This is a genomic window from Lentzea pudingi, from assembly GCF_014646255.1.
GTDB classification, from domain to species: Bacteria; Actinomycetota; Actinomycetes; order Mycobacteriales; family Pseudonocardiaceae; genus Lentzea; species Lentzea pudingi.
On record NZ_BMNC01000013.1, the window covers coordinates 164,289 to 188,311 of the forward strand.

General features: G+C 70.1%; 32 protein-coding genes and 1 tRNA gene. 18 read left to right on the top strand and 15 right to left on the bottom strand.

The genetic code is table 11. The annotated features are described in order from the left end of the window. Positions 1–17 precede the first annotated feature (17 nt). On the top strand, positions 18–674 hold the full coding sequence (locus IEY88_RS33390; RefSeq protein WP_229694006.1) for a hypothetical protein: 657 nt from the start codon (positions 18–20) through the stop codon (positions 672–674). 30 nt (positions 675–704) lie between these two features. Here the strand turns inward: IEY88_RS33390 and IEY88_RS33395 are convergent, their stop codons facing one another. Together IEY88_RS33395 and IEY88_RS33400 are read right to left on the bottom strand one after the other, a co-directional pair. Next, positions 705–1,244: an isochorismatase family protein gene (locus IEY88_RS33395; protein ID WP_189158893.1), complete on the bottom strand. Its 540-nt coding sequence runs from the start codon at positions 1,242–1,244 to the stop codon at positions 705–707. A 1-nt stretch (position 1,245) separates the two neighbouring features. Continuing rightward, positions 1,246–2,529, bottom strand: a complete 1,284-nt coding sequence (locus IEY88_RS33400; RefSeq protein ID WP_189158946.1) for a nicotinate phosphoribosyltransferase — start codon at positions 2,527–2,529, stop codon at positions 1,246–1,248. Positions 2,530–2,608: 79 nt separating this feature from the next. On the opposite strand from IEY88_RS33400, the gene clpS reads away from it, so the two are divergent. Genes clpS through IEY88_RS33420 form a run of 4 tightly spaced genes read left to right on the top strand, consistent with a single transcriptional unit; the run spans position 2,609 to position 4,685 of the window. After that, positions 2,609–2,908 carry an ATP-dependent Clp protease adapter ClpS gene (gene clpS / locus IEY88_RS33405; protein ID WP_030479230.1) on the top strand — a complete coding sequence of 100 codons (300 nt, stop codon included), beginning with the start codon at positions 2,609–2,611 and terminating at the stop codon, positions 2,906–2,908. Beyond that, positions 2,905–3,462 (top strand): DUF2017 domain-containing protein, encoded by a 558-nt coding sequence (locus tag IEY88_RS33410; RefSeq protein WP_189158894.1) that lies wholly within the window; start codon positions 2,905–2,907, stop codon positions 3,460–3,462. The genes clpS and IEY88_RS33410 overlap by 4 nt, the downstream gene beginning before the upstream one ends. Continuing rightward, positions 3,459–4,370, top strand: a complete 912-nt coding sequence (locus IEY88_RS33415) for a P1 family peptidase (RefSeq protein ID WP_189158895.1) — start codon at positions 3,459–3,461, stop codon at positions 4,368–4,370. The genes IEY88_RS33410 and IEY88_RS33415 overlap by 4 nt, the downstream gene beginning before the upstream one ends. An 18-nt stretch (positions 4,371–4,388) precedes the next feature. Further along, positions 4,389–4,685 carry a hypothetical protein gene (locus tag IEY88_RS33420; RefSeq protein WP_189158896.1) on the top strand — a complete coding sequence of 99 codons (297 nt, stop codon included), beginning with the start codon at positions 4,389–4,391 and terminating at the stop codon, positions 4,683–4,685. On the opposite strand, the gene IEY88_RS33425 is transcribed toward IEY88_RS33420, so the two are convergent. Next, complete coding sequence (locus IEY88_RS33425) at positions 4,669–5,088, bottom strand: SRPBCC family protein (protein ID WP_189158897.1); 420 nt, start codon at positions 5,086–5,088, stop codon at positions 4,669–4,671. The genes IEY88_RS33420 and IEY88_RS33425 overlap by 17 nt on opposite strands. 78 nt (positions 5,089–5,166) lie before the next feature. Here IEY88_RS33425 and IEY88_RS33430 point away from each other — a divergent pair, with 78 nt between their 5' ends. From IEY88_RS33430 to IEY88_RS33440, 3 genes are read left to right on the top strand one after another with little or no spacing between them, the layout of a single operon-like run. Next, complete coding sequence (locus tag IEY88_RS33430) at positions 5,167–5,577, top strand: M67 family metallopeptidase (RefSeq protein ID WP_268241277.1); 411 nt, start codon at positions 5,167–5,169, stop codon at positions 5,575–5,577. 31 nt (positions 5,578–5,608) lie between these two features. Continuing rightward, entirely contained in the window at positions 5,609–5,881 is a 273-nt protein-coding gene (locus IEY88_RS33435) for a MoaD/ThiS family protein (RefSeq protein WP_030479225.1), read from the top strand. 8 nt (positions 5,882–5,889) lie between these two features. Beyond that, the gene (locus IEY88_RS33440; protein ID WP_189158898.1) at positions 5,890–6,840 is read left to right on the top strand and encodes a PLP-dependent cysteine synthase family protein; all 951 of its coding nucleotides are present in this window, start codon (positions 5,890–5,892) and stop codon (positions 6,838–6,840) included. Positions 6,841–6,931: 91 nt separating this feature from the next. On the opposite strand, the gene IEY88_RS33445 is transcribed toward IEY88_RS33440, so the two are convergent. Then, positions 6,932–7,792 carry an SMP-30/gluconolactonase/LRE family protein gene (locus tag IEY88_RS33445; RefSeq protein WP_189158899.1) on the bottom strand — a complete coding sequence of 287 codons (861 nt, stop codon included), beginning with the start codon at positions 7,790–7,792 and terminating at the stop codon, positions 6,932–6,934. A gap of 197 nt (positions 7,793–7,989) precedes the next feature. Between IEY88_RS33445 and IEY88_RS33450 the strand changes: the two genes are divergently transcribed. Genes IEY88_RS33450 through IEY88_RS33465 form a run of 4 tightly spaced genes read left to right on the top strand, consistent with a single transcriptional unit; the run spans position 7,990 to position 10,547 of the window. Further along, entirely contained in the window at positions 7,990–8,601 is a 612-nt protein-coding gene (locus IEY88_RS33450; protein ID WP_229694007.1) for a rhomboid family intramembrane serine protease, read from the top strand. Between the two features lie 11 nt (positions 8,602–8,612). Continuing rightward, positions 8,613–9,365, top strand: coding sequence for a glutamate racemase (gene murI / locus IEY88_RS33455; protein WP_189158948.1), 753 nt, complete (start codon positions 8,613–8,615; stop codon positions 9,363–9,365). Position 9,366: 1 nt separating this feature from the next. Beyond that, positions 9,367–10,134 (top strand): MBL fold metallo-hydrolase, encoded by a 768-nt coding sequence (locus IEY88_RS33460; RefSeq protein WP_189158901.1) that lies wholly within the window; start codon positions 9,367–9,369, stop codon positions 10,132–10,134. Beyond that, positions 10,131–10,547, top strand: coding sequence for an OsmC family protein (locus tag IEY88_RS33465; RefSeq protein WP_189158902.1), 417 nt, complete (start codon positions 10,131–10,133; stop codon positions 10,545–10,547). Before IEY88_RS33460 ends, IEY88_RS33465 begins: the two co-directional genes overlap by 4 nt. Here IEY88_RS33465 and IEY88_RS33470 read toward each other — a convergent pair. Next, positions 10,505–10,999 carry a DUF2231 domain-containing protein gene (locus IEY88_RS33470; RefSeq protein WP_189158903.1) on the bottom strand — a complete coding sequence of 165 codons (495 nt, stop codon included), beginning with the start codon at positions 10,997–10,999 and terminating at the stop codon, positions 10,505–10,507. The genes IEY88_RS33465 and IEY88_RS33470 overlap by 43 nt on opposite strands. 49 nt (positions 11,000–11,048) lie before the next feature. On the opposite strand from IEY88_RS33470, the gene rph reads away from it, so the two are divergent. Beyond that, positions 11,049–11,813 carry a ribonuclease PH gene (gene rph, locus IEY88_RS33475; RefSeq protein ID WP_189158904.1) on the top strand — a complete coding sequence of 255 codons (765 nt, stop codon included), beginning with the start codon at positions 11,049–11,051 and terminating at the stop codon, positions 11,811–11,813. Then, positions 11,810–12,409 carry an RdgB/HAM1 family non-canonical purine NTP pyrophosphatase gene (rdgB, locus tag IEY88_RS33480; RefSeq protein ID WP_189158905.1) on the top strand — a complete coding sequence of 200 codons (600 nt, stop codon included), beginning with the start codon at positions 11,810–11,812 and terminating at the stop codon, positions 12,407–12,409. Before rph ends, rdgB begins: the two co-directional genes overlap by 4 nt. 55 nt (positions 12,410–12,464) lie before the next feature. Here rdgB and IEY88_RS33485 read toward each other — a convergent pair whose 3' ends face one another. From IEY88_RS33485 to IEY88_RS33505, 5 genes are all read right to left on the bottom strand, one after another. Continuing rightward, positions 12,465–12,803, bottom strand: coding sequence for a DMT family transporter (locus IEY88_RS33485; protein ID WP_189158906.1), 339 nt, complete (start codon positions 12,801–12,803; stop codon positions 12,465–12,467). A 282-nt stretch (positions 12,804–13,085) separates the two neighbouring features. Then, positions 13,086–13,553, bottom strand: a complete 468-nt coding sequence (gene bcp, locus IEY88_RS33490; RefSeq protein ID WP_189158907.1) for a thioredoxin-dependent thiol peroxidase — start codon at positions 13,551–13,553, stop codon at positions 13,086–13,088. Positions 13,554–13,574: 21 nt separating this feature from the next. Further along, entirely contained in the window at positions 13,575–14,102 is a 528-nt protein-coding gene (locus tag IEY88_RS33495; protein ID WP_189158908.1) for a hypothetical protein, read from the bottom strand. 337 nt (positions 14,103–14,439) lie between these two features. Continuing rightward, positions 14,440–15,468, bottom strand: a complete 1,029-nt coding sequence (locus tag IEY88_RS33500) for an LLM class flavin-dependent oxidoreductase (protein WP_189158909.1) — start codon at positions 15,466–15,468, stop codon at positions 14,440–14,442. Between the two features lie 7 nt (positions 15,469–15,475). Beyond that, positions 15,476–16,228: a hypothetical protein gene (locus tag IEY88_RS33505; RefSeq protein ID WP_189158910.1), complete on the bottom strand. Its 753-nt coding sequence runs from the start codon at positions 16,226–16,228 to the stop codon at positions 15,476–15,478. A 94-nt stretch (positions 16,229–16,322) separates the two neighbouring features. Between IEY88_RS33505 and IEY88_RS33510 the strand changes: the two genes are divergently transcribed. Then, positions 16,323–17,369: an NAD(P)-binding domain-containing protein gene (locus IEY88_RS33510; protein ID WP_229694008.1), complete on the top strand. Its 1,047-nt coding sequence runs from the start codon at positions 16,323–16,325 to the stop codon at positions 17,367–17,369. Between the two features lie 1,025 nt (positions 17,370–18,394). On the opposite strand, the gene IEY88_RS33515 is transcribed toward IEY88_RS33510, so the two are convergent. After that, positions 18,395–19,009 carry a DedA family protein gene (locus tag IEY88_RS33515; RefSeq protein ID WP_229694009.1) on the bottom strand — a complete coding sequence of 205 codons (615 nt, stop codon included), beginning with the start codon at positions 19,007–19,009 and terminating at the stop codon, positions 18,395–18,397. Positions 19,010–19,354: 345 nt separating this feature from the next. Here IEY88_RS33515 and IEY88_RS33520 point away from each other — a divergent pair, with 345 nt between their 5' ends. Next, positions 19,355–20,443 carry an ATP-binding protein gene (locus IEY88_RS33520; protein ID WP_189158912.1) on the top strand — a complete coding sequence of 363 codons (1,089 nt, stop codon included), beginning with the start codon at positions 19,355–19,357 and terminating at the stop codon, positions 20,441–20,443. Between the two features lie 11 nt (positions 20,444–20,454). Here IEY88_RS33520 and IEY88_RS33525 read toward each other — a convergent pair. Next, positions 20,455–20,528 (bottom strand) — tRNA-Leu (locus IEY88_RS33525). Positions 20,529–20,637: 109 nt separating this feature from the next. Here IEY88_RS33525 and IEY88_RS33530 point away from each other — a divergent pair. Further along, positions 20,638–20,859 carry a DUF3618 domain-containing protein gene (locus IEY88_RS33530; protein ID WP_189158913.1) on the top strand — a complete coding sequence of 74 codons (222 nt, stop codon included), beginning with the start codon at positions 20,638–20,640 and terminating at the stop codon, positions 20,857–20,859. On the opposite strand, the gene IEY88_RS33535 is transcribed toward IEY88_RS33530, so the two are convergent. Continuing rightward, positions 20,856–21,470 carry a TetR/AcrR family transcriptional regulator gene (locus IEY88_RS33535; protein ID WP_229694010.1) on the bottom strand — a complete coding sequence of 205 codons (615 nt, stop codon included), beginning with the start codon at positions 21,468–21,470 and terminating at the stop codon, positions 20,856–20,858. The two genes, IEY88_RS33530 and IEY88_RS33535, sit on opposite strands and share 4 nt — an antisense overlap. A gap of 322 nt (positions 21,471–21,792) precedes the next feature. Between IEY88_RS33535 and IEY88_RS33540 the strand changes: the two genes are divergently transcribed. Then, positions 21,793–22,071: a hypothetical protein gene (locus tag IEY88_RS33540; protein WP_189158914.1), complete on the top strand. Its 279-nt coding sequence runs from the start codon at positions 21,793–21,795 to the stop codon at positions 22,069–22,071. Here the strand turns inward: IEY88_RS33540 and IEY88_RS33545 are convergent. Together IEY88_RS33545 and IEY88_RS33550 are read right to left on the bottom strand one after the other, a co-directional pair. Beyond that, on the bottom strand, positions 22,043–22,801 hold the full coding sequence (locus tag IEY88_RS33545; protein ID WP_189158915.1) for a class I SAM-dependent methyltransferase: 759 nt from the start codon (positions 22,799–22,801) through the stop codon (positions 22,043–22,045). The two genes, IEY88_RS33540 and IEY88_RS33545, sit on opposite strands and share 29 nt — an antisense overlap. After that, positions 22,798–23,934: a carboxylesterase family protein gene (locus IEY88_RS33550; RefSeq protein ID WP_229694011.1), complete on the bottom strand. Its 1,137-nt coding sequence runs from the start codon at positions 23,932–23,934 to the stop codon at positions 22,798–22,800. Before IEY88_RS33550 ends, IEY88_RS33545 begins: the two co-directional genes overlap by 4 nt. Between the last annotated feature and the right edge of the window lie 89 nt (positions 23,935–24,023).

Genomic DNA, 24,023 nt, shown 5'->3' on the forward strand with positions numbered 1-24,023 from the left:
TCCAGGCAATGCGAAAAATGCGCAATATCTCGATCGCAGGCGCTGCGGTCGCGTTGACGTTCGCGACCGCGGCCCCCGCACTCGCGGCCAATCCGCCCGGCACCGCGTCGTCGGGATCCGCGGACTTCGCGAAGGCGGGTCAGACGTTCAAGGTGGCACCGCTCGCGGTGTGCGACGTGAACCCGGACGTGCCGGGCACCGTCACCGGCTCCAGCCCGGCCGTGAGCAGGACCGGGCTGAAGATCGGCGAGACCAGTTCCGCCTGCACGACCGAGGCGGTGAACCCGGCCGAGTTCCTGACGAGGACGAAGTCGGTGGCCACGGGCTCCGGCTTCGAGCTGTCCGCGCTCACGGGCCAGAAGGGGCCGCGGCTCAAGATCGCGTCGTGGTCGGTCAACTGCGACGCCGACGAGAAGGGCACGGCCGCGGGCTGGGAGCTCAAGGGCATGTCCGGCTGGGCCGGGCTGCCGCAGCAGATCCCGGCCGGGCACGTGCACGAGGTCAAGGCGGGCAACGGAACCGTGCTCGCCAGGGCCAAGTTCACCGACACGGTGTTCCCGGTGCCGAACGACGGCAGCATCTCGATGACGCTGTTGAAGATCACCTTCGAACCGTCGTCCGGCTACACCGGCAGCATCACGCTCGGCACGGTGGCCTGCTCACCGACGCCTTAGGGCCTGTGTCGCGGACTTCGACACAGGCCCTCAGGAGACAGCGACACCCGCGGCGAGCAGCTCCTCAACGGCGGCGTCGCGGGTCGTCTGCGCCACGGCGGCGGTCAGGTCGACGAGCACCCTGGTGCGGAAGCCGTGGCGCTGCGCGTCGAGGGCCGTGGCGCGGACGCAGTGGTCCGTCGCGATGCCGACGACGTCCACTTCGGTCACACCCTTCTCCGTCAGCCAGCCCGCGAGGTCGTTCTCGGCCTCGAAACCCGAGTAGGCGGCGGCGAACCGGCCCTTCGAGAAGACCTGCTCGACCCCCGACACGTCGAGCTCCGGGTGGAACGACGCCCCCGGCGAGCCCGCCACGCAGTGCACGGGCCACGAGTCGATGAAGTCCGGCGTCAGCGAGAAGTGCGCGCCGGGGTCGACGTGGTAGTCCCGCGTCGCCACGACGTGGTCGTACGCCGAGGCGGCGATGTGCCGCGAGATGGCCGCGGCGACGGCCGCGCCACCGGCGACGGCCAGCGAGCCGCCCTCGCAGAAGTCGTTCTGCACGTCGACGACGATCAGTGCCTTGGTCATGTCAGCTCTCCAGGTAGATCGTCGGGATCGCGGGCTCGCCGCGCGAGAGCTTGAGACCCTCCCACGGCACGCTCACCAGCGCCGCGCGCAGGCGTTCGCGGTTCTGCTCCAGCGTGGGCACCTCGTCGGTGACCTTGCCACCACGCATCAGCGGGATCTGCACGAGCCTGTCCTGCGGGCCGAGCTCGGGCTGCGCCGAGGCCTGGAACACGACCTCCTCCAGCGCCGTGCCCGTGTCCTTGTGACGCCGCAACGCCTTCTTCCAGCCGCCGCGCGACGTCTTGGACGTGCTGCGCTTCTCGACGTGCCTGCCGTCGACCTCGACCAGCTTGTAGACCATGCCCGCGGTCGGCGCGCCGGACCCGACCACGACCGACGTGCCGACGCCGTAGGCGTCCACCGGCTCGGCGCGCAGGGCGGCGATCGAGTACTCGTCCAGGTCGCCGGACACGACGATCCGGGTGCTGCGGGCGCCCAGCGAGTCGAGCTGGTCGCGGGCCTGGCGGGCGAGCACGCCCAGGTCGCCCGAGTCGATCCGGATCGCGCCGAGGTCGGGCCCGGCGACCTTGACGGCCGTCTTGATCCCCTCGGTGATGTCGTAGGTGTCGACCAGCAACGTCGTGCCGGCGCCGAGGGCCTCGACCTGGCTGCGGAACGCCTCTTCCTCGGTGTCGTGCAGCAACGTGAACGCGTGCGCGCACGTGCCGGCCGTCGGGATGCCGTGCCGGCGGCCCGCCTCCAGGTTGGACGTCGCCGTGAAACCCGCCAGATAGGCCGCGCGGGCGCACGCCACGGCGGCTTCCTCGTGCGTGCGGCGCGAGCCCATCTCGATCATGCGACGGCCGTTCGCGGCGGTCACCATGCGAGCGGCGGCGGACGCGATCGCGCTGTCGTGGTTGAGGATCGAGAGCGCGAGCGTCTCCAGCACGACGCCCTCGGCGAACGACGCGCGGACCGTCAGCACCGGCGAACCGGGGAAGTACAGCTCACCCTCGGGGTAGCCGTCGATCTCGCCGGAGAAGCGGTAGTTCGCGAGCCACTCCAAGGTGGAGTCGTCGACCACGGCGTTGCGGCGCAGCTGGTCGATCTCCTCCTCGCCGAAGCGGAAGTCCGCGATCGCGTCGAGCAGCCGGTTCGTGCCCGCGACCACGCCGTAGCGCCGTTCGTTGGGCAACCTCCGTGCGAAGAGTTCGAACACGCACGGACGGTCACCGGTACCGTCACGCAGCGCGGCCGCGAGCATGGTGAGCTCGTAGTGGTCCGTCAGCAACGCCGTCGAGTTCATGGTCACCAACCCTAAGGTCGCATCCGGTTTACCCGCACGCGGTCTCCGTCACTGCGGCGAACATGACACCATTGGCGGTATGACCACGCCCGTCGAACAGGAACGGACGCAGCCGGAGGCCGTCGGTGAGGAAGTCGCCGCCGAGGACCGACCCTGGCAGACCGTGGTCTGGAACGACCCGGTAAACCTCATGTCCTACGTGACGTACGTGTTCCAGAAGCTGTTCGGGTTCAGCAGGGACCATGCGACCAAGCTGATGCTCGACGTGCACCACAAGGGCAAGGCGATCGTGACATCGGGCACCAAGGACAAGGTGGAGGCCGACGTGGCGAAACTCCACGCGGCAGGGCTCTGGGCGACCATGCAGCGGGCCTCGTGAAGAGGTGGATCCGCGACGGCGACGTGGTCGTCGGCCGGCTGGACCGGCAGGAGGCCGCGGTCGTGCGCGGTCTGGTCAGCCAGATCCAGGACATGCTGCTGGCCCGCGCCGAGGAGGCGCCCCAGGACGAGCTCGCGGAGCTGACCGGCATCAGGACGGGGTCGTCGGAGGCTCCCGACGACCCGATCCTGGGCAGGCTGCTGCCCGACTTCCACCGCCTCGACGACGACGCGCCCGACCCGGACGAGGTCAACTCGGCCGCGGCGCTGCGCTCGTTGCACGAGCCGGAGCTCCTGGACCACAAGACGGGCGCGGCCGAGACCGTGCTGCGGACGTGCTCGCCCGACGGCGGTGAGATCCGGCTGACCATCGCGCAGGCCGAGGCCTGGATGGCGTCGCTCAACGACGTGCGTCTGGCCCTCGGGACGGCGCTCGACGTCACCGAGGACATGCCGGACGAACTGCCGCCGGAGGACCCGAGGTCGCCGCACCTCGGCGTCTACCACTGGCTGACCTGGGTGCAGGACACCCTGGTCGAGGCGATGCTGCCGTGATCCCCGGCGTCCTCGTCGGACACCACCACCGCGTCGAACCGGGCTGGGCGACGGGCACGACCGTCGTGCTGGTGCCCGCGGGCGCGGTCGGTGCCGTCGACGGACGCGGTGGCGCGCCCGGCACCCGCGAGACCGACCTGCTGGACCCGGCGAACCTGGTCCAGCAGGTGCACGCGATCTGCCTGTCCGGCGGGTCGGCGTACGGGCTCGCGGCGGCGGACGGCGTCATGAGCTGGCTCTCGGAACGCTCGATCGGCTTCCAGGTCGGCACGCAGCCGCACCACGTCGTGCCGATCGTGCCCGGCGCGGTGATCTTCGACCTGCCCATGTCGGAGTGGGGCAACCGGCCGGACGCCTCGTTCGGCCACGCGGCCTGCGAAGCCGCCTCCTCCGAGTTCGCCCTGGGCTGCGTCGGCGCGGGTGCCGGTGCGCGGGTCGGTTCCCTGAAGGGCGGTGTCGGCGCCGCGTCGGCGACGGTCGGTGCGCACCGGATCGGCGCGCTCGCCGTGGTGAACGCGTCCGGCGAGGTCGTCGACCGCGCGTCCGGACTGCCCTGGCTGCCTTCGCTCGGAACGTCACCGGTGACGCTGCCCGAACCCAAGCCCGAGGGCCTCAACACCACGATCGGCGTGGTCGCGGTGGACGCGGAGCTGTCCAAAGCGGAGTGTCAGCGGCTCGCGATGGCCGCGCAGGACGGCCTGGCGCGCGCCGTGCGTCCCGCGCACTCGATGTTCGACGGCGACACGGTGTTCGCGCTCGCCACGGGGGCCGTGCCGCTCGCAGAGCCGCGTGCGTTCGCGCTCGACGCGTTGTGCACCGCCGCTGCCGAGATGTTCGCGGAGGCCGTGGTGTCGGGCACGCGCGAAGCGACGACTTTGAACGGCGTGACGGCGTTCCGCGACCTCTGAGTTGGGTATCCGGCTGTCATGGCCGATGTCATCGATCAAGCAGCAGGTGTCGTCACCGAACTGGCACCGCCCGGCGCGCCGAGGGAGATCCCCGGCAGGGAACTGGCCGTGGTCGCGCCCGCGGGACTGTTCGCCGCGGCGTTCCTGGTGCCACCAGGGCTGGGCAAGGTGCTGATGAAGCTCGGCGTCGCCGCCACCCCGCTCGCCGCCTGGGCGGAGCTGGCCGCGTGGCGCGGGCTCGACCAGGCACAACGCCGCCGCGGCGTGGCTTTGCTGGCCCTCTACGTCGTGGTGGTGCTCAGCCGGCGTCGATGAACTTCTTGAAGTTCTCGACGTTGCGTTCGACCTGCTCGCGCAGCGACTTCTCCAGCACCCTCCGGCCCAGCCTGAGCAGGCCGGACAGCTCGAACTCGTTCTCGCACACCAGGAGCGTGCGCCGCCCGTCGAGCACCGAGTAGCGGTTGGCGATCGTGTGGACCATGCCGCGCGTCTCGTAGCGGGAGATCCGTTCGTGGGCGTTCGCGGCCAGCACGGTCTCTTCGAGCGTGAACCTGCGGTAGGTCAGCGTCGCCGTGGACCCTTCGGCGCCGGGCATCTCGCCGTGCTGGGTGATGCTGACCAGGTCCGGCTGCCAGCGGTGCAGGTGCGCGGGGTCGGACGTGAGCACCCGCACCCGTTCGATCGGCTGATCCAGCACGATCTCCTTCGTGAAGCGCATCCGGCCAGGTTAAACCAGGTACACGTGCTGTTATCTCGCATACCGAGACAAGTCTCGCCAGCCCGTAGGATTGAGCGCGTGCTGGTGATTCGCCGTGACCTGGTGGACGCGATGGTGGCCCACGCGCGCCGCGACCATCCCGACGAGGCGTGCGGGGTGATCGCCGGGCCGTACGGGTCCGATCGTCCTGAGCGCTTCATCGAGATGGAGAACGCGGAGCGGTCGCCGACGTTCTACCGGTTCGACGCGGCCGAGCAGCTCAAGGTGTGGCGCGGGATGGACGCGAACGACGAGGTGCCGGTGGTCATCTACCACTCGCACACCGCGACGGAGGCGTACCCGTCCCGCACCGACATCTCGTTCGCGGGTGAGCCGGAGGCCCATTACGTGCTGGTCTCCACGCGTGACCCGATCGAGCACGAGCTGCGGTCGTACCGCATCGTCGACGGTGTCGTGACCGAGGAACCGGTCAAGATCATCGAATCCTGAGTTGCACCCGTTTCCCGGAGGTAGAACCACCATGGCAGTCACCGTGTCGATCCCGACCATCCTGCGCACCCACACCGGGGGCGAGAAGTCGGTGTCCGCTGCCGGTACGACGCTCGCCGAGGTCATCGACGACCTGGAGAACAACCACGGCGGCCTCAAGGCCCGCCTGGTCAAGGAAGGGACGCTGCACCGCTTCGTCAACGTCTACGTCAACGACGAGGACGTGCGCTTCTCCGGTGGCCTCGCGGCCGAGGTGAAGGACGGCGACAACGTCACCATCCTCCCGGCCGTCGCGGGCGGCTGATCTCCCCCATGGCCCGCTACGACTCGCTCCTGGACGCGCTCGGCGGCACGCCGCTGGTGGGCCTGCCCCGCCTGTCGCCGTCCGAGAACGTGCGCATCTGGGCGAAGCTCGAGGACCGCAACCCGACCGGCTCGATCAAGGACCGCCCCGCGCTGGCCATGATCGAGGCGGCGGAGCGGGACGGCGTGCTGCGTCCCGGCGCGACGATCCTGGAGCCGACGTCCGGCAACACCGGCATCTCCCTGGCGATGGCCGCGAAGCTCAAGGGCTACGGCCTGGTGTGCGTGATGCCCGAGAACACCTCGACCGAGCGCAAGCAGCTGCTGCAGGCGTACGGCGCGCGGATCGTGTTCTCACCTGCCGCCGGCGGGTCGAACCAGGCCGTCGCCACGGCCAAGGAGCTCGCCAAGCAGAACCCGGACTGGATCATGCTCTACCAGTACGGGAACCCGGCGAACGCCGAGGCGCACTTCCGCGGCACCGGCCCGGAGATCCTCGCTGACCTGCCGTCCATCACCCACTTCGTGGCCGGTCTCGGCACGACGGGCACGCTGGTCGGCGTCGGCCGGTTCCTGCGCGAGGCCAAGCCGGACGTGCAGATCATCGCCGCCGAACCCCGCTACGGCGAGCTGGTCTACGGCCTGCGGAACCTCGACGAGGGCTTCGTGCCGGAGCTGTACGACGAGTCGGTGCTGACCGGGCGGTACTCGGTCGGCTCGTACGACGCGTTGCGCCGCACCCGGCAGCTGCTCGAGACCGAGGGCATCTTCGCCGGCATCTCGACGGGGGCGATCCTGCACGCGGCGCTGGCCGTGGCGACCAAGGCCGAGGTGGCGGGGAAGTCCGCGGACATCGTGTTCGTGGTGGCGGACGCCGGGTGGAAGTACCTGTCCACCGGCGCGTACGCCGGAACGCTGGACGAGGCGGCGGCCCGGCTGGACGGCCACCTCTGGGCGTGAGCCCGACGATCTTGTCGGTGGTGCCGAGTACGTTGTGACGCAGGGGTTCCCAGCTCGGGGGGACCCCTGCGTCAGCCTGTTCCGCCGCTTTTCAGCCGTTGAAGGCGGTACCCGGCAGTCCCGCACCGGCACCGGGCAACACGAGCACCGAACCGTTGAGCTGCCGGTCCATCAACGCCTCATCGGACAGTCCGACACGCGCGGACGTCACGTACAGGTCGGTGAAGTCGGGACCGCCGAAGCAGCACGCGGTCGGGTTGTCGACCGGCACCACGATCTCGCGGTCCAATTCTCCCGCAGGCGTGTACCGGCGCACGGCGCGGCCACCCCACAACGCGACCCACACGCACCCGTCGGCGTCCACGGTGAGCCCGTCCGGCCAGCCGTCGGTGTTGCCGACGTGGGTCAGCGGGCGGCGGTTCGCGACGGTGCCGGTGGCGTTGTCGAAGTCGAGGACGTCGATGCGGCGGGTCGGCGTGTCGATGAAGTACATGAGCTTCGCGTCCGGGCTCCAGCCGACGCCGTTGCTCGTGTTCACCTTGTCCACCATGACCTTCGCGGACCCGTCGCCGGTGACCCTGGCGAGCCAGCCCTCGTCGGCGGCCTGGTCGTAGCGCATCGTGCCGGCCCACAACCGGCCCGACGGGTCGATGCCCGCGTCGTTGCCGCGCACGCCCTCCCGTGCCCAGTAGACGAGCCAGCTCTTCGCGCCGTCGCGGTCGATCAGCGCGATGCCGTCGCGCAGGTTGCAGACGATGCCGCCCTGCGCGCGTGGCTTGGCGGCGCCCACGTGCTGGGGCACCGGGAGCACCGCGTCGTCGTCGCGCGCGGGTGCGTACCGGTGCACCTCGGAGGCGAGGATGTCCACCCACAGCAACGTGGAGCTGCTGTGGTCCCAGGTCGGCCCCTCGCCGAGCTGGGCGGATGCGCGTACCGCTACTTCGATCGACACCCAACCACCTTAGGTCCTGCATCGAGGTCCCATTCGCGATAGCCGGGCCTGAGGCGGCCCCTGGCGGCACGGCCGAACGACCCACATACAACACCGGTATGCCGGCCGTCCGGCCGCACCACCAGGAACCACCTCAGACGCGGCTCTCATCGAACGGGACCTCGATGCAGGACCTAATTCCCACGTACGCTGGACTCGTGGACCGCACCGCGCTCGCGAAACGGGTAATACCGCCGCATCCAGTGCTGTCGTTGCTCGTCGTGGCGGGGTTCGTCGGCTTCCTCTACGCCGTCGAGGCCTTCGACGTGGCGACCGGCGGCGCGCTCGAGGACGACGGCGTGCGGCCGCGTGACTTCGGCGAGTGGGACAACCTGCTCTGGATGCCGATGATCCACGGCGACTGGAGCCACCTCACCGGCAACGCCGTTCCGTTGCTGCTGCTGGGATTCCTCGCGAACTCCGGTGGGCTCAAGCAGTTCTTCCAGGTCACCGCCGTCATCTGGCTGTCGTCCGCGCTGGGTGTGTGGGTGTTCGGCAGTCCCGGCAGCCACATCGGCGCGTCCGGGCTGGTGTTCGGGTTCCTCGCCTTCCTGCTCGTGCGCGGGGTCTTCGCGCGCTCGTGGCTGCAACTGGTGATCGCGGTCGGCGTGTTCGCGCTGTACGGCGCCGCGCTGTGGGGTGTGCTGCCGGGCCAGCCCGGCGTGTCGTGGGAAGGCCACCTGTTCGGCGCAATCGGCGGCGTTTTGGCTGCGTGGGGTGTTTCCCGTGAGAACCGGCGCGCTACAACACCGGCTACATTCACGGCGTGACGATCGGGATCATGGATTCGGGCGTCGGCGGCCTCACGGTCGCCCGCGCGGTCATGGACCAGTTGCCGGGCGAGTCGATCCACTACATCGGCGACACGGCTCATGGTCCCTACGGGCCGCTGCCGATCGCGCAGGCCCGCAAGCACGCGCTGGAGGTCTGCGACCGGCTCGTGGACGAGGGCGCGAAGATGCTCGTGATCGCGTGCAACACCGCGTCCGCCGCCTGCTTCCGCGACGCCCGTGAGCGCTACGACGTGCCGGTGGTCGAGGTGATCCTCCCGGCGGTGCGGCGGGCCGTGATGACGACGAGGTCCGGCCGCGTCGGTGTGATCGCGACGGTCGGCACGATCAACTCGCACGCCTACCAGGACTCGTTCCAGGCCGCGCGCGACGTGACGGTGACGGCGGCGGCGTGCCCGCGGTTCGTCGACTTCGTGGAGCGCGGCATCACCTCCGGGCGGCAGGTGCTCGGGCTGGCGCAGGCGTACCTGGAACCGTTGCAGCGCGCCGAGGTCGACACGGTCGTGCTGGGCTGCACGCACTACCCGTTGCTGACGGGCGTGATCCAGATCGTCATGGGCGAACGCGTGACGCTGGTGTCGAGCGCCGAGGAGACGGTGAAGGACGTCGTGCGGGTGCTGACCGAGCGCGACGAGTTCGCCACCTCCGGCCCGGCCGTGCACCGGGTGACGTGCACCGGCCCGCCGGAGCGGTTCGCGAAGCTCGCCGCCCGGTTCCTGCCGACCTTCGAACAGTGGGGCTGATGTGCTGCTGACCGTGCTCGGCTGCTCCGGCAGCATCCCCGGACCCGGCGCGGCGGCGTCGGGCTACCTGGTGGAGGCGGAGGGGTTCACGCTCGCACTGGAGTTCGGCAACGGGGTGCTGTCGCGGTTCCAGGAGGAGCGGGAGCTGTTCTCGATGGACGCGCTGGTGCTCTCGCACCTGCACCCGGACCACTGCGTCGACGTGTCCTCCCTTTACGTGGCGCGGAAGTACCACCCCGAACCGCCCTCGAACGCCTTGCCGGTCTACGCGCCCGCCGAAGCGCACTCGCGGTTCGTCGCCTCCTACGCGCCGAACGCCGCCGAACGTGAGTCGCTCGACTTCAGCGACGTGTTCTCATTCCACGGGCTGGGGTCGCGCGTGGAGATCGGACCGTTCACCGTGGACTCCGCCGTGGTGGCGCACCCCTGTGAGGCCTACGGGTTCCGGATCTCCTACGGCGGCGTGACGCTGGCCTACACCGGCGACAGCGGGCCGTGTGCCGCGTTGAACTCGCTGGCGGCGGGTGCCGACGTGCTGCTGAGCGAGGCGAGCTGGACGCACGCCCCGGACCGGCAGCCCGACCTGCACCTGTCCGGCCGCGAGGCGGGGGAGCTGGCCGCCAGGGCCGGGGCAGGGCGGCTGCTGATCACGCACGTCCCGCCGTGGACGTCGCGCGAGGACGTGCTGGGGGAGGCCCGGTCGGCGTTCGCCGGGCCCGGTGAGCTGGTCGTGCAGGGCGGCCGGTACGAGGTGGGGGAGCGGACATGATCAACCTGGAGCGCGTCGGTGAGCACGAGTTCGTCGCCACCAACGGGCGCGGCGCGTCGGTGAGGATCGGCCGCAAGGGTCAGGAGGGCTCGTTCAGCCCGGTCGAACTGCTGGTCGCGGCCGCCGCCGGGTGCGCCATGGTCACGTCGGAGACGGTGATCCTGCGCCGGACGGGCAGCGACCGGCTGACCGCCGAGGCGGACGCGGTCCAGTCCGAGAGCGGCAACGAGGTGATCTCCATCCCCGTGACGCTCTCGTACGACCTGTCCGCGGTGGAGGACGTCGAGGCGCTCGAAACCGTCGTCCGGCGTGCCGTGGAGCAGTTCTGCACGGTCACGCGGACGTTGAAGCAGTCGGCGACGGCGCCGCTTCAGCTCCCGACGCCGCTCCAGACGGCACCCGACCCGCTGTGACCGGCGCGCACGGTCTGCACCGTCGTCCCGACCGCGAGCAGCACCACCAGCACGGACACCACGACTGAGATCACCCGCCACGTCTTCGTGGTGGGTGCCTCGGCCTGGCGTTCGCGGTCCGCGAGCCGGCCCGCGACCAGCAGCGCGATCACCGCGACGCCGAACCCGAGCGCGATGGGCAGCAGCATGGTGCCGAGGTCCGCGTGCGTCTGGATGGCGGGGTTCTGCACGCCGTTGCGCTGCAGCGCCGCCAGCAGGTCCTCGCCGGCCTGCTTGGCCACGGGAACCGCCGCGACACCGGCCAGCGTGACCCCCAGAACGGGCCACGCGTACTTGCGCCGCCAGCCCGGGACCAGCGCGATCGCCACCGAACTGAGGGCCGCGAGAGGGAGCAGCACGACCACCGCGTGCACCAGCAAGGGGTGAACCGGAATACCGTCGATCGTCAGCATGCATCTCCCTACGCCATGGCGCTCCGCAGGGTTCATTAGGGTAGGCGCCGTGGTGCGAAGCGACGGCCGAAACGACGACGTGTTGCGTGACATCCGGATCACGCGTGGATATCAGACCTGGCCCGCGGGCTCGGTCCTGATCGAGTTCGGGAACACCCGCGTGCTGTGCGCCGCGAGTGTCACCGAAGGCGTCCCCCGGTGGCGCCAGGGCTCCGGCCTCGGCTGGGTGACCGCTGAGTACGCGATGCTCCCCTCAGCCACGCACAGCCGCAGCGACCGCGAGTCCGTGAAGGGCCGCATCGGCGGCCGCACGCACGAGATCTCGCGCCTGATCGGCCGATCTCTCCGTGCCTGCATCGACCTCGCGGCGTTGGGTGAGAACACCATCGTCATCGACTGCGACGTCATCCAGGCCGACGGCGGCACCCGCACGGCCGCGATCACCGGCGCCTACGTGGCACTGGCCGACGCGGTCACCTACCTGGGTGCGGCGGGCCGCCTGGCCGACCCGTCACCTCTGTCGTGCGCGGTCTCCGCGATCTCGGTCGGTGTCGTGGACGGCCGGGTCCGGCTGGACCTGCCCTACGAGGAGGACTCGCGCGCCGAGGTCGACATGAACGTCGTCGCCACCGACGCCGGGACCTTGATCGAGGTCCAGGGCACCGGCGAGGGCGCGACGTTCGCCCGGTCCACTTTGGACCGCATGCTGGACGTCGCCCTGCAGGGCTGCGCGGAGCTGAACCGCCTCCAGGCCGAGGCCCTGGCCCAGCCGTACCCCGGCATCCTGCCGGAGCCCAAGGCGGGCAAGCGGTGAAGCTGCTCCTGGCCTCCCGCAACGCGAAGAAGCTTCGCGAACTCCAGCGCATCGTGGTGGCGGAGTCGCTCGAAGGGATCGAGGTGCTGTCGCTTTCGGACGTTCCGGAGTTCCCGGAGGCACCCGAGACGGCGCCGGACTTCGAGGGCAACGCTCTGGCGAAGGCCCGCGACGCCGCCGCGGCCACGGGCCTGGTGTCCGTCGCCGACGACTCCGGTCTGGCCGTGGACGAGCTGAACGGCATGCCCGGCGTGCTGTCCGCGCGCTGGTCCGGTCGTCACGGCGACGACGAAGCCAACCTCGACCTGCTGCTCGGCCAGTTGGGCGACGTGCCGGACGAACGCCGTGGTGCGGCGTTCGTCTCGGTGGTGGCGATGGTCGTGCCCGGTGGCGAGGAGGTCATCGTGCGCGGCGAGTGGCGTGGCACGTTGCTGCGCGCACGTCGTGGTACCAACGGCTTCGGCTACGACCCGATCTTCGTGCCTGAGGGGTACGAGGTCACCTCGGCCGAGATGACGGCGGAGGAGAAGGACGCGGAGTCCCATCGGGGCCGCGCCCTGAAGCTCCTGGTCCCGCACCTGCGCAAGCTGGTCTAACCGGCCACCTGCGTCGGGGCCGGGTTCGTCGGCCCCGACGCAGGCGTGCGAGCGGTCAGACGGCTGCCTGGGCGTGCGAGGCCACCGACACGACGCAGACGCCCGCAGCGATCAGGGCCATGCCGGTGAGCATCGCGAGGTTCAGCGGGTCGGCGAAGAGGACTCGGCTGGTGATGGCCACCAGGGCGATGCCGGCGCCTGCCCAGATGGCGTAGGTGATGGCCACCGGAACGCCCATTCTGATCACCAGCGATTCCAGGTAGAGGGCCGTCAGGAAGCCGGCTGCGAGACCGGCTGTCGGCCAGGGTTTTGTGAAGCCGTCGGAGTATTTGAGGCAGAGGGTCGCGAAAACCTCCGCGCCAACGGCGAGGGCCAGCAGGATCCACTTGAGCATTGAATTTCCCAGCACGAAATGCACGCAGCGCTAGGCGTGCGTGTTGAAGAGAACGGTTGACTGGTGGGCGAAAAGCCCTGGTCAGCCGCCGCGCGTGGGGAAGTGGACTCGCAAGATGAAATCAGACGGGATGTCGGGGCCGTTAGGTGCCGTCAAACGACACACGGTGTATCACCCTCACCGGAACAGGGGCGGCTTTGTTGCACGCCCTCAGTTCGACCATACCTGAAGAAGAGGCCGCCGTCGCAGTGAAAGCGACGGCGGCCTCATTTGCGGCGGAGATCAGGCGGGGAGTTCGCGCAGGAGCTTGGCCACGTGGCCGGTGGCGCGGACGTTGTACATGGCCTTGACGATCTTGCCGTCCGGGCCCACGAGGAACGTCGAGCGGATGACGCCCTGGACGGTCTTGCCGTAGTTCTGCTTTTCGCCGAAGGCGCCCCATTCGGTGAGGACCTTCTTGTCCGGGTCGCCGAGGAGCGGGAAGGTGAGGCCTTCGGTGTCGCGGAACTTGGCGAGCTTCTCCTGCTTGTCGGGCGAGATGCCGACGACCTCGTAGCCGGAGCCGGCGAGCACGCCGAGGTTGTCGCGGAAGTCGCAGGCCTGCTTGATGCAGCCCGGGGTGCTCGCGGCCGGGTAGAAGTACACGACCACGGACTTGCCGAGGTAGTCGGACAGCGACACCGGCTTGCCCTCGCTGTCGGGCAGCGTGAACGCGGGCGCGGTGTCACCAGGTTCGAGACGACTGGTCATGCCCAGAGACTATTCCGGGAGCTAGGCCTGGCCCTCGAAGACGGTGGGCGCGTCCTGGCCTTGCCCGCCCGGCTGGATGGTCAGCTGCATGCGCACCGGTGCCTCGGAGACCGCGAACGCCAGCTGGAGCTGCGTGTCGCGGCCCGGCGGGAGTTCGGCCACGGCGGCGGCGAGGCCGTTGAGGCCCTGTACGGAGTCGACCAGCTCCGCTGCTGGTTCTCCGTCCGCCGTCGCGCGCACGGCGAGCTGGGAGGACAGGTAGGGCGCCTTGGAGCCGTTGTAGACGGTGATCGTGAAGACCGCTGTGCGCGCGGCCTTGGGGATCGCCGTCTCGGACGGTGCGAGGGAGCGAGGGGCGGAGACCACGACGGACAGGCCCGAGGCCCACACGCGTTGCGTGCCGAAGGCGGCGGCACCGGACGCGCTCGGCGTCTCGGCTCGCTGCTCGACCGTCAGGTTCTCGTCGGGGGTGACGGCGACACTGGGGCCCGCACATCCCGCCACGGCCAGCAACAGGCACAGGCCCGCGGCCGTTCTGGCGAACTTCACGAACTCCCCTTTCCCACCCCGGCGGTGGGTGTGAGCGACTCACGTCAACTGTGACGGTGCCGAAGAGGGAAGTGCGAACGAAAGTGGCCTCTGAAGCGGACCTGGTGCCGGGACGTGGCCGACTCGTGATGGGCGGCGTGGGCGGCGCCACAGAGTGCGCCGGCCCCACGCCGTCCGTGCGGCCGAGGCCGCGGGTCACGCTAGGGAGCGCGTCGGGGGGCGTGCGCGCTCACACCGATCATCGCCCACTGTGTGCCGCGCGCTACAAGCGGAGCCGTTTATCACCCGTTCAGAGCAGTACCAGTCGTACAAAACGTGAAGGTCACGCCTGGCCGACTCACGTATGTGCGGCTGAACGGCCCAGGGACGGCGTCCGTTCGGCCACTTCGCTGAGCAGTTCGAACGAACGCAGACGGTCATCGTGCCCGTGCACGATGGTCGTCACCATGAGCTCGTCGGCCGCCGTCGACTCCATCAACGCGTCCAGTCCGGAGCGGACCGTTGAGGGGGACCCGATGATCTGGCTGGACATGCGGTCCTCGATCACCAGCTCGTCGATCTCGGTGTACGGGTAGTCCGCGGCCTCCTGCGGGGTCGCCAGCGGCTCCGGGCGTCCCTGGCGCAGCTTCACGAATGAGAGCGCTCCCGGGCCGGCGATGTAGCGGGCCTGCTCGTCGGAGTCGGCGACGACCACCGAGGCGCACACCATCGCGTAGGGCGCGTCGAGCACCTCGGACGGCCGGAAGTGCCGCCGGTACAGCTCCAGTGCGGGCAGCGTGTTCTGCGCGCTGAAGTGGTGGGCGAACGCGAACGGCAGGCCGAGCATCCCCGCCGCCTGCGCGCTGTAACCCGAGGAGCCGAGCAGCCAGATCGGCGGCTTGTTGCCCGCGGCGGGCACGGCGTTGAGCTCGGCGGTGCCCTCGAAGTACTTGATCAGCTCGGTCAGCTCCTGCGGGAAGTTCTCCGCGGACAGACCTGCCTCGGTGCGCCGCAGCGCCCGTGCCGTCTTCTGGTCGGTGCCGGGCGCGCGGCCGATGCCGAGGTCGATGCGGCCGGGGTGCAGGGCCTCGAGCATGCCGAACTGCTCGGCCACCACCAGCGGCGCGTGGTTGGGCAGCATGACGCCGCCCGAACCGACGCGGATCGTCTCGGTCGCGTCCGCGATGTGCCCGATCAGCACAGCGGGCGCGGACGAGGCGATGCCGGGCATGTTGTGGTGCTCGGCGAACCAGTAGCGGTGGTAGCCGAGACGTTCGGCCTGCTGGGCGAGCTCCCGTGAGTTCCGCAGCGCGGTCGTCGCGTCCGACCCCGACGTGATGGGCGCGAGGTCGAGAACAGACAGCGGGATCTCACTCAGACGGCTCATACATCGATCAACACCGATACTTCGTGACTTCTTCCGTGAGCCGGGTAACTCGTTTCGCGGCCTTCTCGTAGGTCGTGCCCTCCGGGTGCAGCGTCAGCACCGCGACGATGCTGAACCAGCACGTCCCGGACGTGTGCAGCGCCGGTGACTTCGTGTCCAGGTCCCACTGGATGCGCGGCCGCGGCGTGTTCACGCACGGCTCCGTCGGGTCGCCGAACCCCGACCAGCCCTGCTTGAACGCGGGCTTCCTCGTGGCGGACGGCAGCCCGAACGACTGGTCGAACCCGTCCGACGCGCACTTCTCCGCCCGGTGCAGGTGCCCCATGATCGTGCGCCGGACGTGCGGCTTCGCCTTCTCCAGCACGTACCGGTAGATCTTCACGACGTCCGAGGCGCTCACCGCCGTGTAGCCCCACATGCCGCGGTTCTCCGGCGGCCGCGTGTCGTCGAGCTTCAGCCGCTCGGCCGTGCGCACGACGACCTGCTCCCACCCGTTCTCCACCCACAGCTCACTCGCCGCGTAGTCGTCGCTGACACGCAGCATGGGTTCGATGCGCGGGTCGTCGCCGCGCGTCTCCAGTTGCTCGATCGCGATCAGGATCTTGACCAGCGAGGCCGATCTGATCGGTTTGTGCACGTCCCGGCCGGTCACCTGGTGCGTGATCCGGTCGTAGACCGCGTAGGAGGCCGTCGGTTCGGGGACCGGCGCCGTCGTGGACACGGGGGCTGCGAGCAACGCCATCGTCAGAATCAGGTGCACGCCCCCGGAAGCTAGCGGCAACGTGATCCTTTTGCGCGATGTTTTGTGAGTCACAGGTGAGAAGGACCGGCTGACTCCCTCCGTTGTTCGTGATGTGACGGATGTGGTGGTGATCGGCGCGGGACAGGCGGGCCTGTCCGCCTCGTACTTCTTGCAGCGGCGCGGTGTCGGCCACGTGGTGCTGGACGCGAACGCCTCACCCGGCGGCGCGTGGCTGCACCGCTGGCCCAGCCTGCGCATGCGGACCGTGCACGGCATCCACGAACTGCCCGGCATGCCGTTCGAACAGCCCGCACCCGACGAGCGGGCCAACGAGGCGATCCCGTCCTACTTCGCCCGCTACGAACAGCTCTTCGACCTGCCCGTCGTGCGCCCGGTGAACGTCACCCAGGTCGTGAACGACGGCTCGCTGCTCAAGGTCGAGACCTCCGGCGGGGTGTGGACCACCCGCGGCCTGATCAACGCGACCGGCACGTGGCGCCGCCCGTTCTGGCCGTACTACCCAGGCCAGGAGACGTTCCAGGGCCGCCAGCTGCACACCGCCGACTACCAGGGCCCCGCCGACTTCGCGGGCAAGCGCGTCGTGGTCGTGGGCGGAGGCGCCTCGGCCACCCAACTGCTGATGGAACTGGCTCCTCTCGCAGCGGAGACCCGCTGGGTCACGCGGCACGAACCGGTGTGGCGGGAAGGCCCGTTCACCGAGGACTACGGCCGCTGGGTGGTCGGAATGGTCGAGGAACGCGTCCGTGCGGGCCTGATCCCACGTTCCGTCGTCAGCGTCACCGGCTTGGCCATCAACGACGAGACACGCGCCGCCCTTGCTTCCGGCGTGCTGGACCGCAAGCCGATGTTCGAGCGCGTGACGCCGTCGGGTGTCGAGTGGGCGTCCGGGCAGCGCTTCGACGCCGACGTCATCCTGTGGGCCACGGGGTTCCGGCACGACCTGGACCACCTCGCGCCGTTGCACCTGCGGGCTTCGGGCGGGGGGATTCGGGTGGAGGGGACGCGGGTGGTGTCCGATCCGCGGATTCATCTTGTGGGGTATGGGCCTTCGGCCAGCACCATCGGGGCCAACCGGGCTGGGCGGAGTGCCGTTCGGGAGTTGATGGGGTACCTGGGTGGGCTCGAGGTCGCGGGTTAGTTGAGGGGATGGCGGTGGCTGGGTCCGCGGGGCCGGGTTGGCGACCGGGGGCGTGGCGTGTGCGGGTGGTGACCGGGGCGTGGCGGGGGTGGGGTGGCGCTGAAGGTGTGGCGGGGGCTGGTTGGCGACCTGGGTTGTGGCGTGGGCTGGGTTGGCGATCGAGGGTGCGGCGGGGTCCCCGGCGACCGGAGGCGTGGCGGGGCTGGTTGGCGACCGGGGGTGCGGCGGGGCTGGGTCGGCGCCGGAAGGGGTGGCGGAACCGGGTTCGCGACCGGGCGTGGGGTGGCGCTGAGATGCGGCGCGGACTGGTTGACGACGGAGGGCGTGGCGGGGCCGGGTTGGCGACCGGGGGCGTGGCGGGGCCGGGTTGGCGACCGGGGGCGTGGCGGGGCCGGGTTGGCGACCGGGGGCGCGGCGGGGCTGGGTCGGCGCCGGAGGGGCGGCGGGGCTGAGTTGGCGCCGGAACGGTGGCGGAACCGGGTTGGCGGCCGGGGCGTGGCGAGGGCTGGTTGGCGATGGAGGGTGCGGCGGGGTCGGGTTGGCGATCGAGGGTGCGGCCGGGCTGGGTTGGCGCCGGAGGGAGTGACGCCGGGGGGTGTGACGCCTGGGGGTGTGGTGGGGCTGGGTTGGCGCCGGCGGGCGTGGCGGGCTGGGTTGGCGTCGGAAGGTGTGGCGACGGTCGGTGTGGTTCGACCGCGGCTCACTCCGGGGGAGCGGCTGGGATCGCAGCCAGCTTCGGGGTTGTGGTGCGGCTATAGAGGGTGGCCGCTTCGTCGGTTGCGGGTGCTGCGGGTGCTGCGGGTGCTGCGGGTGGTGTTGGGGCCTGCGGCCGGTGAGGGTCGTGTCGACGCTTGAGCGGGCTGCTGCGCGGCTCAACGCAGCTGGCCTGGTCTCATGCGGCCGCTTCGCCGTGGGCTGGCGGTGCTCGTGGAGGCGCGTTGTGGGCGGTGCCGGAGCGGATCGCTCACGGCTGCAGTGATTGCGTTGCGGTGGGAGCGGCGTGCCGTCGGCGTGCGTGGGGGCGGTCAGGTGCGGGACTTTGCGCGCCTCTTCGACAGGCGGGTCACCACGAAGAGCAGTGCGGTTGCCGCTGCCAGGCCCAGGACCACCTTCGAGCCGAGGCCGACGTACTGCTCGACCAGGTGCCAGTTGTCGCCCAGCAGGTAGCCCGCGAGGATCAGTGCCGTGTTCCACAGCAGGCTGCCTGCCGCGGTGTAGGCCAGGAACGGTGCTAATCGCATGCGTTCGACGCCGGCCGGGATCGAGATCAGGCTGCGGAAGACGGGGATCATGCGGCCGAAGAAGACCGCGCGGTAGCCGTTGCGCAGGAACCAGGCCTCTGTCCTGTCCACATCGGACACGCGGACCAGGGGCATGCGGGCGGCGATGCGGCGGACGCGGTCGCGGCCCAGCAGGGCGCCTACCCAGTACAGCAGCAGTGCGCCTGCGACCGAGCCCAGCGTGGTCCACGCGATGGCGTCGAGCAGCGACATCTTGCCCTGGGCGGCGGTGAAGCCGGCCAGGGGCAGGAAGACCTCGCTGGGCAGGGGCGGGAACAGGTTCTCCAGCGCGATCGCCAAAGCCGCTCCGGGTGCGCCGGCCGTGTGCATCAGGTCGGTGACCCAGTCGACCAAGTTCATGGGGTCCACGGTACGGAGGGGGAGGGCGGGGGACATTGGGGGAAACCGCAGGATTGGGGTGGGGTAAACCTCACCCTCTACTCGGTGATGACCCTTACGGGCTGTGAAATCCTGCGCCGGCTTGAGAAGCGCTGCCGGCGGACGCGGTGACGTCACCAGCCAGAACGCGTGGCGTGAGAGTACTCACCCCATTTCGAAGCAACGTTCTCCTTGATCATCAAAACAGCGGGAGACGCGTGCGGGTCACACCTGGAAGATCAGTCCACAAAGGACCGAAGAGCCGTTGGTCACGAGGTTCCGGTAAAGCCTTTCCGGGGTGTGGTCGTTTGGCTACGATGGACTTCGATGGCTGACCAGGTGGGCACGTGTGCGCACTGCGGCACCGCGACCGCCACCTCCCGGCGCAGGCAAGCGCGGTACTGCTCGAACGCCTGCCGCCAGCGGGCTTACCGGCGGCGCGTCAACGAACCCGTTACGGCACTGGACAGTTTCATAGGTCGTGACGCCGAACTGGACCGTCTCGGCGGGATCGCCGGCACGCGCCTGCTCACGCTCGTCGGACCGGCCGGTGTGGGGAAGAGCAGGCTGGTCAAGGAGTTCGCCGGGGACCGGGCGACGTGGGTCGAGCTCGCCTCGGCGACGGACGTGGCGCGGGCGTGCGCGGTGGCGCTCGGCGAGCCCGCGGAGGCGCCCGTGCTGAGCACGCTGGTGCGGGCGCTGGCGGGCCGCGAGACAGTGCTCGTGCTGGACAACTGCGAGCACGTCGTCGCGGGGTGCGCGGCGCTGCTGGAGCCGTTGCTGCTCGGTTGTCCAGGGCTCACGGTCGTCGCGACCAGCAGGGAACCGTTGCGGGTGCCCGGTGAGGTGTTGTTCGCGGTGCGGCCATTGTCGATCACGGACGCGGTGGAGCTGTTCGCCGACCGGGCCCGCGCGAACCAGGTGGGGCTGCGGCTGGGCGACAGGGACGTGCTGGCCGCGCTGTGCACGCGCCTGGACCGCCTCCCGCTGGCCATCGAGCTCGCGGCGAGGCTCGTGACAGTGTTGCCCGTCGAGGAGGTCCTGGCGCGGCTCGACGACCGCCTGGAACTCCTCAACCGCGGCAACCGCACCGCAGCCCGGCGGCACCAGAGCCTGCGCGCCGCGATCGGCTGGAGCTACGACCACCTGAGCGCCGACGAGCAGCACGTGTTCCGGTGCATCTCGCAGGGGTCCGGCGGCTTCGGGCTCGACGTCGCGGTCCGGGCCTGCGACCTGCCCTCGGACCGGGTGCTGGTGGTGCTGTCCGCGCTCGTGACCAAGTCGCTGCTCACGTTCACCGGGGCCGGCCGGTTCGAGCAGCTGGAGTCGGTCCGGCTCTACGGCAGGGAACGGCTCGCGGAGCAGTCCGGGAAGGCGGTCCGCCGCGGGGCAGCCCCCGCGGCGAGCCACTCATAACCGCTGATCAATGAGGTCGGGGGGACTCGAACCCCCACTGGCTGGGACCTAAACCCAGTGCCTCTGCCAATTGGGCTACGACCCCTCGGGTGGAAGCCTATAGGCAGTCCATGGACTCGCTCTCCCGGGTCGCGCGAAGCCCCGGCACCGGCCGTCCACTACGGTTGCGGGCAGAACCGCTGCTAGGAGGACATGTGGCTCGCGATCCCGACACCATCCAGCGCGAGATCGAGCAGGCTCGCACCGCGCTGGCCGCCACCCTGGACGAGCTCAGCGAGCGCGCCAACCCGCAGAAGCTCGTCGAGCAGGGCAAGTCGTCCGTGCTCGACGTGCTGGGCCAGCCCAAGGTCAAGTACACGCTGATCGCGGTCGGCGTCGTGGTCGGCTTCGCGCTGGTGCGCAAGCTCTTCCGCTAGGAGACCCGCACCAACGGCAGGAGCACCTGCTCGACGACCTTCTCCACGAACGGCTCGTCGAGCGGGTCCCCCGTCAGCATCAGCCGGTAGATCAGGGCGGCGCCCGCGATCTCCACCGCCATGCCGCGCGGGGCGTCGGCCTTGAGCTCGCCCCGTTCGGCGGCGCGGTCCATGATGCCGCGCAGCACGTCGCGCTGCGAGATCAGGAAGGTCTCCCGGAACGCCGCCGCCAGCTCGGGCTCGTGCGGGAGTTCGCCCACGAGTGCCTGAGCGGCCTTGCCGATCGGTCCGGAGAGGAACGCGGCGAACGACGAGAGGAACTCGCGCAGGTCTCCGGCCAGGGAACCGGTGTCCGGTGCCGCGAGGTTCTGCGTGGCGAGCTGGGTGCACGTGTCGATCACGAGATCGAGCTTCGACTCCCACCGCCGGTAGATCGTCGCCTTGCCCGCCCTCGCACGGGCCGCCACCGCGTCCATGGTGAGGGCCCGGTACCCGACCTCGGCCATCACCTCGAGCGCTGCCTGACGTAAAGCGTCGTCCCTGCTGGCGTCGCGAGGACGGCCCCGCTGGGGGACCCTGCCCTCGTTGAACGCCGCTGTCGACACGGCCATGCCACCTCCTCGTACCAGGGCACGGCTCATGCGTGTCCTCCCCGCCCCTTTGGCGGCACATCCTAGGCGTCTTACCCATCTTGCAGGGTGGGCAGCACCCGCTTTGTCGCATTGTGTTGCGCTTAGTTGAATCTTGTGTTTTTCGATTCAGAAGTCCTACCTTTCGGAGTTCTCGCCAGCGCCAGCCGGCCGACGAAAGACCGGGGAAAAGACCGGTTCATCGGAGGTCTGGGCGCCGGGGCTCAAAAACCCGGTCCGAGTCCTCTGAGGACGGTCTCCGACCTGGTGTAACGCGGGTCACAGTCCGCCCTATATGCCGTGCATGAAGGCAACGCGTCTCCTCCCTGCTCTCGCGGTGACCGCCGCGTTGGCGTTGGCGCCTGGCCTGGCGCTCGCCGACCCCGGAAACGGCAAGGGGAACGGGATCACGGGCAACCCGAGCGTCCCACCTGGACAGTCCAGAAAGGACGTTGCGGTGCCGCAGTCACAACCACAGCCGAAGGCCGGTCTCGACCTGCTGCCGCTGGGCCTCGCCGGCCTGCTGCTCGTGGGCGGTGGCGGCGCGGCCGTGGTCATGGCCGGTCAGTCCCGGAGGCCTTGACCGCCAGGGCGAGCTGGGTCATGTACCGCTTCACGACCCGGCCGTCGTACCGCGTGTCGATCAAGCGCCGGATGTCCGCGATCAACCGGTCGCGGTCCGGCAGCACGATGTGGTTCGAGTACGTCAGCAGCAGGTCCACGTAGGCCTCGGAGGAGTAGGTCCGCTCCCACTCGTACCGGTGGAACTCGGGCTCGCCGAAGAACGAGCTTTCGTCGAACTCACAAGGGATTCCCGACGCGGGGGACTGCCGCAGCCCCGGCGGCGTGGCGGGGTCCCAGCGCTCGTAGCACTCCTGCACGTCCACGAAGAACCGCTCGGTCCCGCCCGCGACGTGGTGCGTCGAGATCACCGCCAGCGAGCCGCCCGGACGCAACGCCGCGGCACAGCGCGCCATCCGGGTCGCGGGATCGAGCCAGTGGAACGCCGTCGCCGACACGACGAGGTCGAACGGCTCCGCGGGCAACGGCCAGACGTCGAAGTCCGCCACCACCACGTCCGCCGCAGGAGCGTGCGAACGAGCGATCTCGGCCATGAGCGGACTCAGCTCGACCGCCGTCACGTCTCCCAGGGACGTCAGCGGCAGCGTCGCCTGGCCGGTGCCCGCGCCGATCTCCAGGACGCGCGGGCCGTGCAGCCGTTCGAACAGCTGCGGGGGATAGGCGGGACGAGCCCGGTGGTAGCGGGCCGCGTCCTCGCCGAACGTGGTGCGCAAACGCTCGCGGTCGGTCACCCGCCGAATTCAAGCGAGCGGGACGGCAGCGCGTCCATCCCGTTTCGCGCGAACCCCGCCCAGACGCCCCGGATCGTCTTGGCCAGCACGGGATCCGGCTCCTCCCCGGCGAGCATGCCCGCACCGAGCCAGCCGTCCGGATCGAACAGGAACGGCAGCTCCATGCAGTGGCACGAACCCAGCGGGGCGTCGGCGGGCGCCCACGTGAAGCGGTAGGTGGCGACCTGGCCGCCCGCGACGGCCCAGTCCTGCGCCAGCTCACGGGCACCGCCAGCGAAGACCAGCTCGGTCACGGCCTCCCAGTGCTCGCGGCTGGGCACGTACGGACTGCCGTCGTCGGCCGTGTGCCCGACGAGCAGCTCGACGCGGGGCGCCACGGCGGAGAGGTCGACCGAGCCCAGTTCCGGCGCGAACGGCATGCCACCGGACGGCGCGAACTTCGGTCCCACCTCGGCGACCGCGGCGACCTGGGCCGCCAGCACGTCCTCGACGGAGGTGGCGCCGTCGACGGAGAGTGCGGCACGCAACGCGGCCGTCATCTCGGCGCGTTCCGGGCTGCGCGTGCCCAGCGGCGCGCTCTGCAGGATCGCCCGGCGGAACAACCCTTCCGTGTCCGTGAGCATCAACGCGTACACCGAGTCGGCACCCGCGGACTGCCCGAACGCCGTCACGTTCGCCGGATCACCGCCGAACGACGCGATGTTGTCCCGTACCCACCGCAACGCCGTGAGCTGGTCGAGCAGCCCCAGGTCGTCCCGCAGGTAACCGAAGACGCCGAGGCGGTAGCTGACGCTGACGACCACGACACCTTCCGAGGCCAGCAGCGAGGCCTCGTACTTCGTGGACTCGCCGCTGCCGGTCACGTAGGCACCGCCGTGGAACCACACCATCACCGGCAGTCCGGACGCGTCGGCGGGTGCGGTCACCGAGAGCACCTGGCAGTGCTCGTCGAACGACAGGCCCTCGACGGAGTTGCCGACCAGCGCGGCCAGTGCGGACGGAGGCTGCGGGCAGGCGGGACCGCGTTCGGAGGGGCGCGCACCGTCCCACGGCACCGGCGTCGGCTCGGCGAATCGGGAGGCCGTCGCATAACGGATACCGCGTGCCCGTACGAGACCTTCGGCAGTGATCACGCCCTCGATACTAAGCACGAGTAACCAATTGCACAGCGTCTCGATTCGGCGGGAACACCGGGACAGGAGGACGCTGTGACGGTTGGACA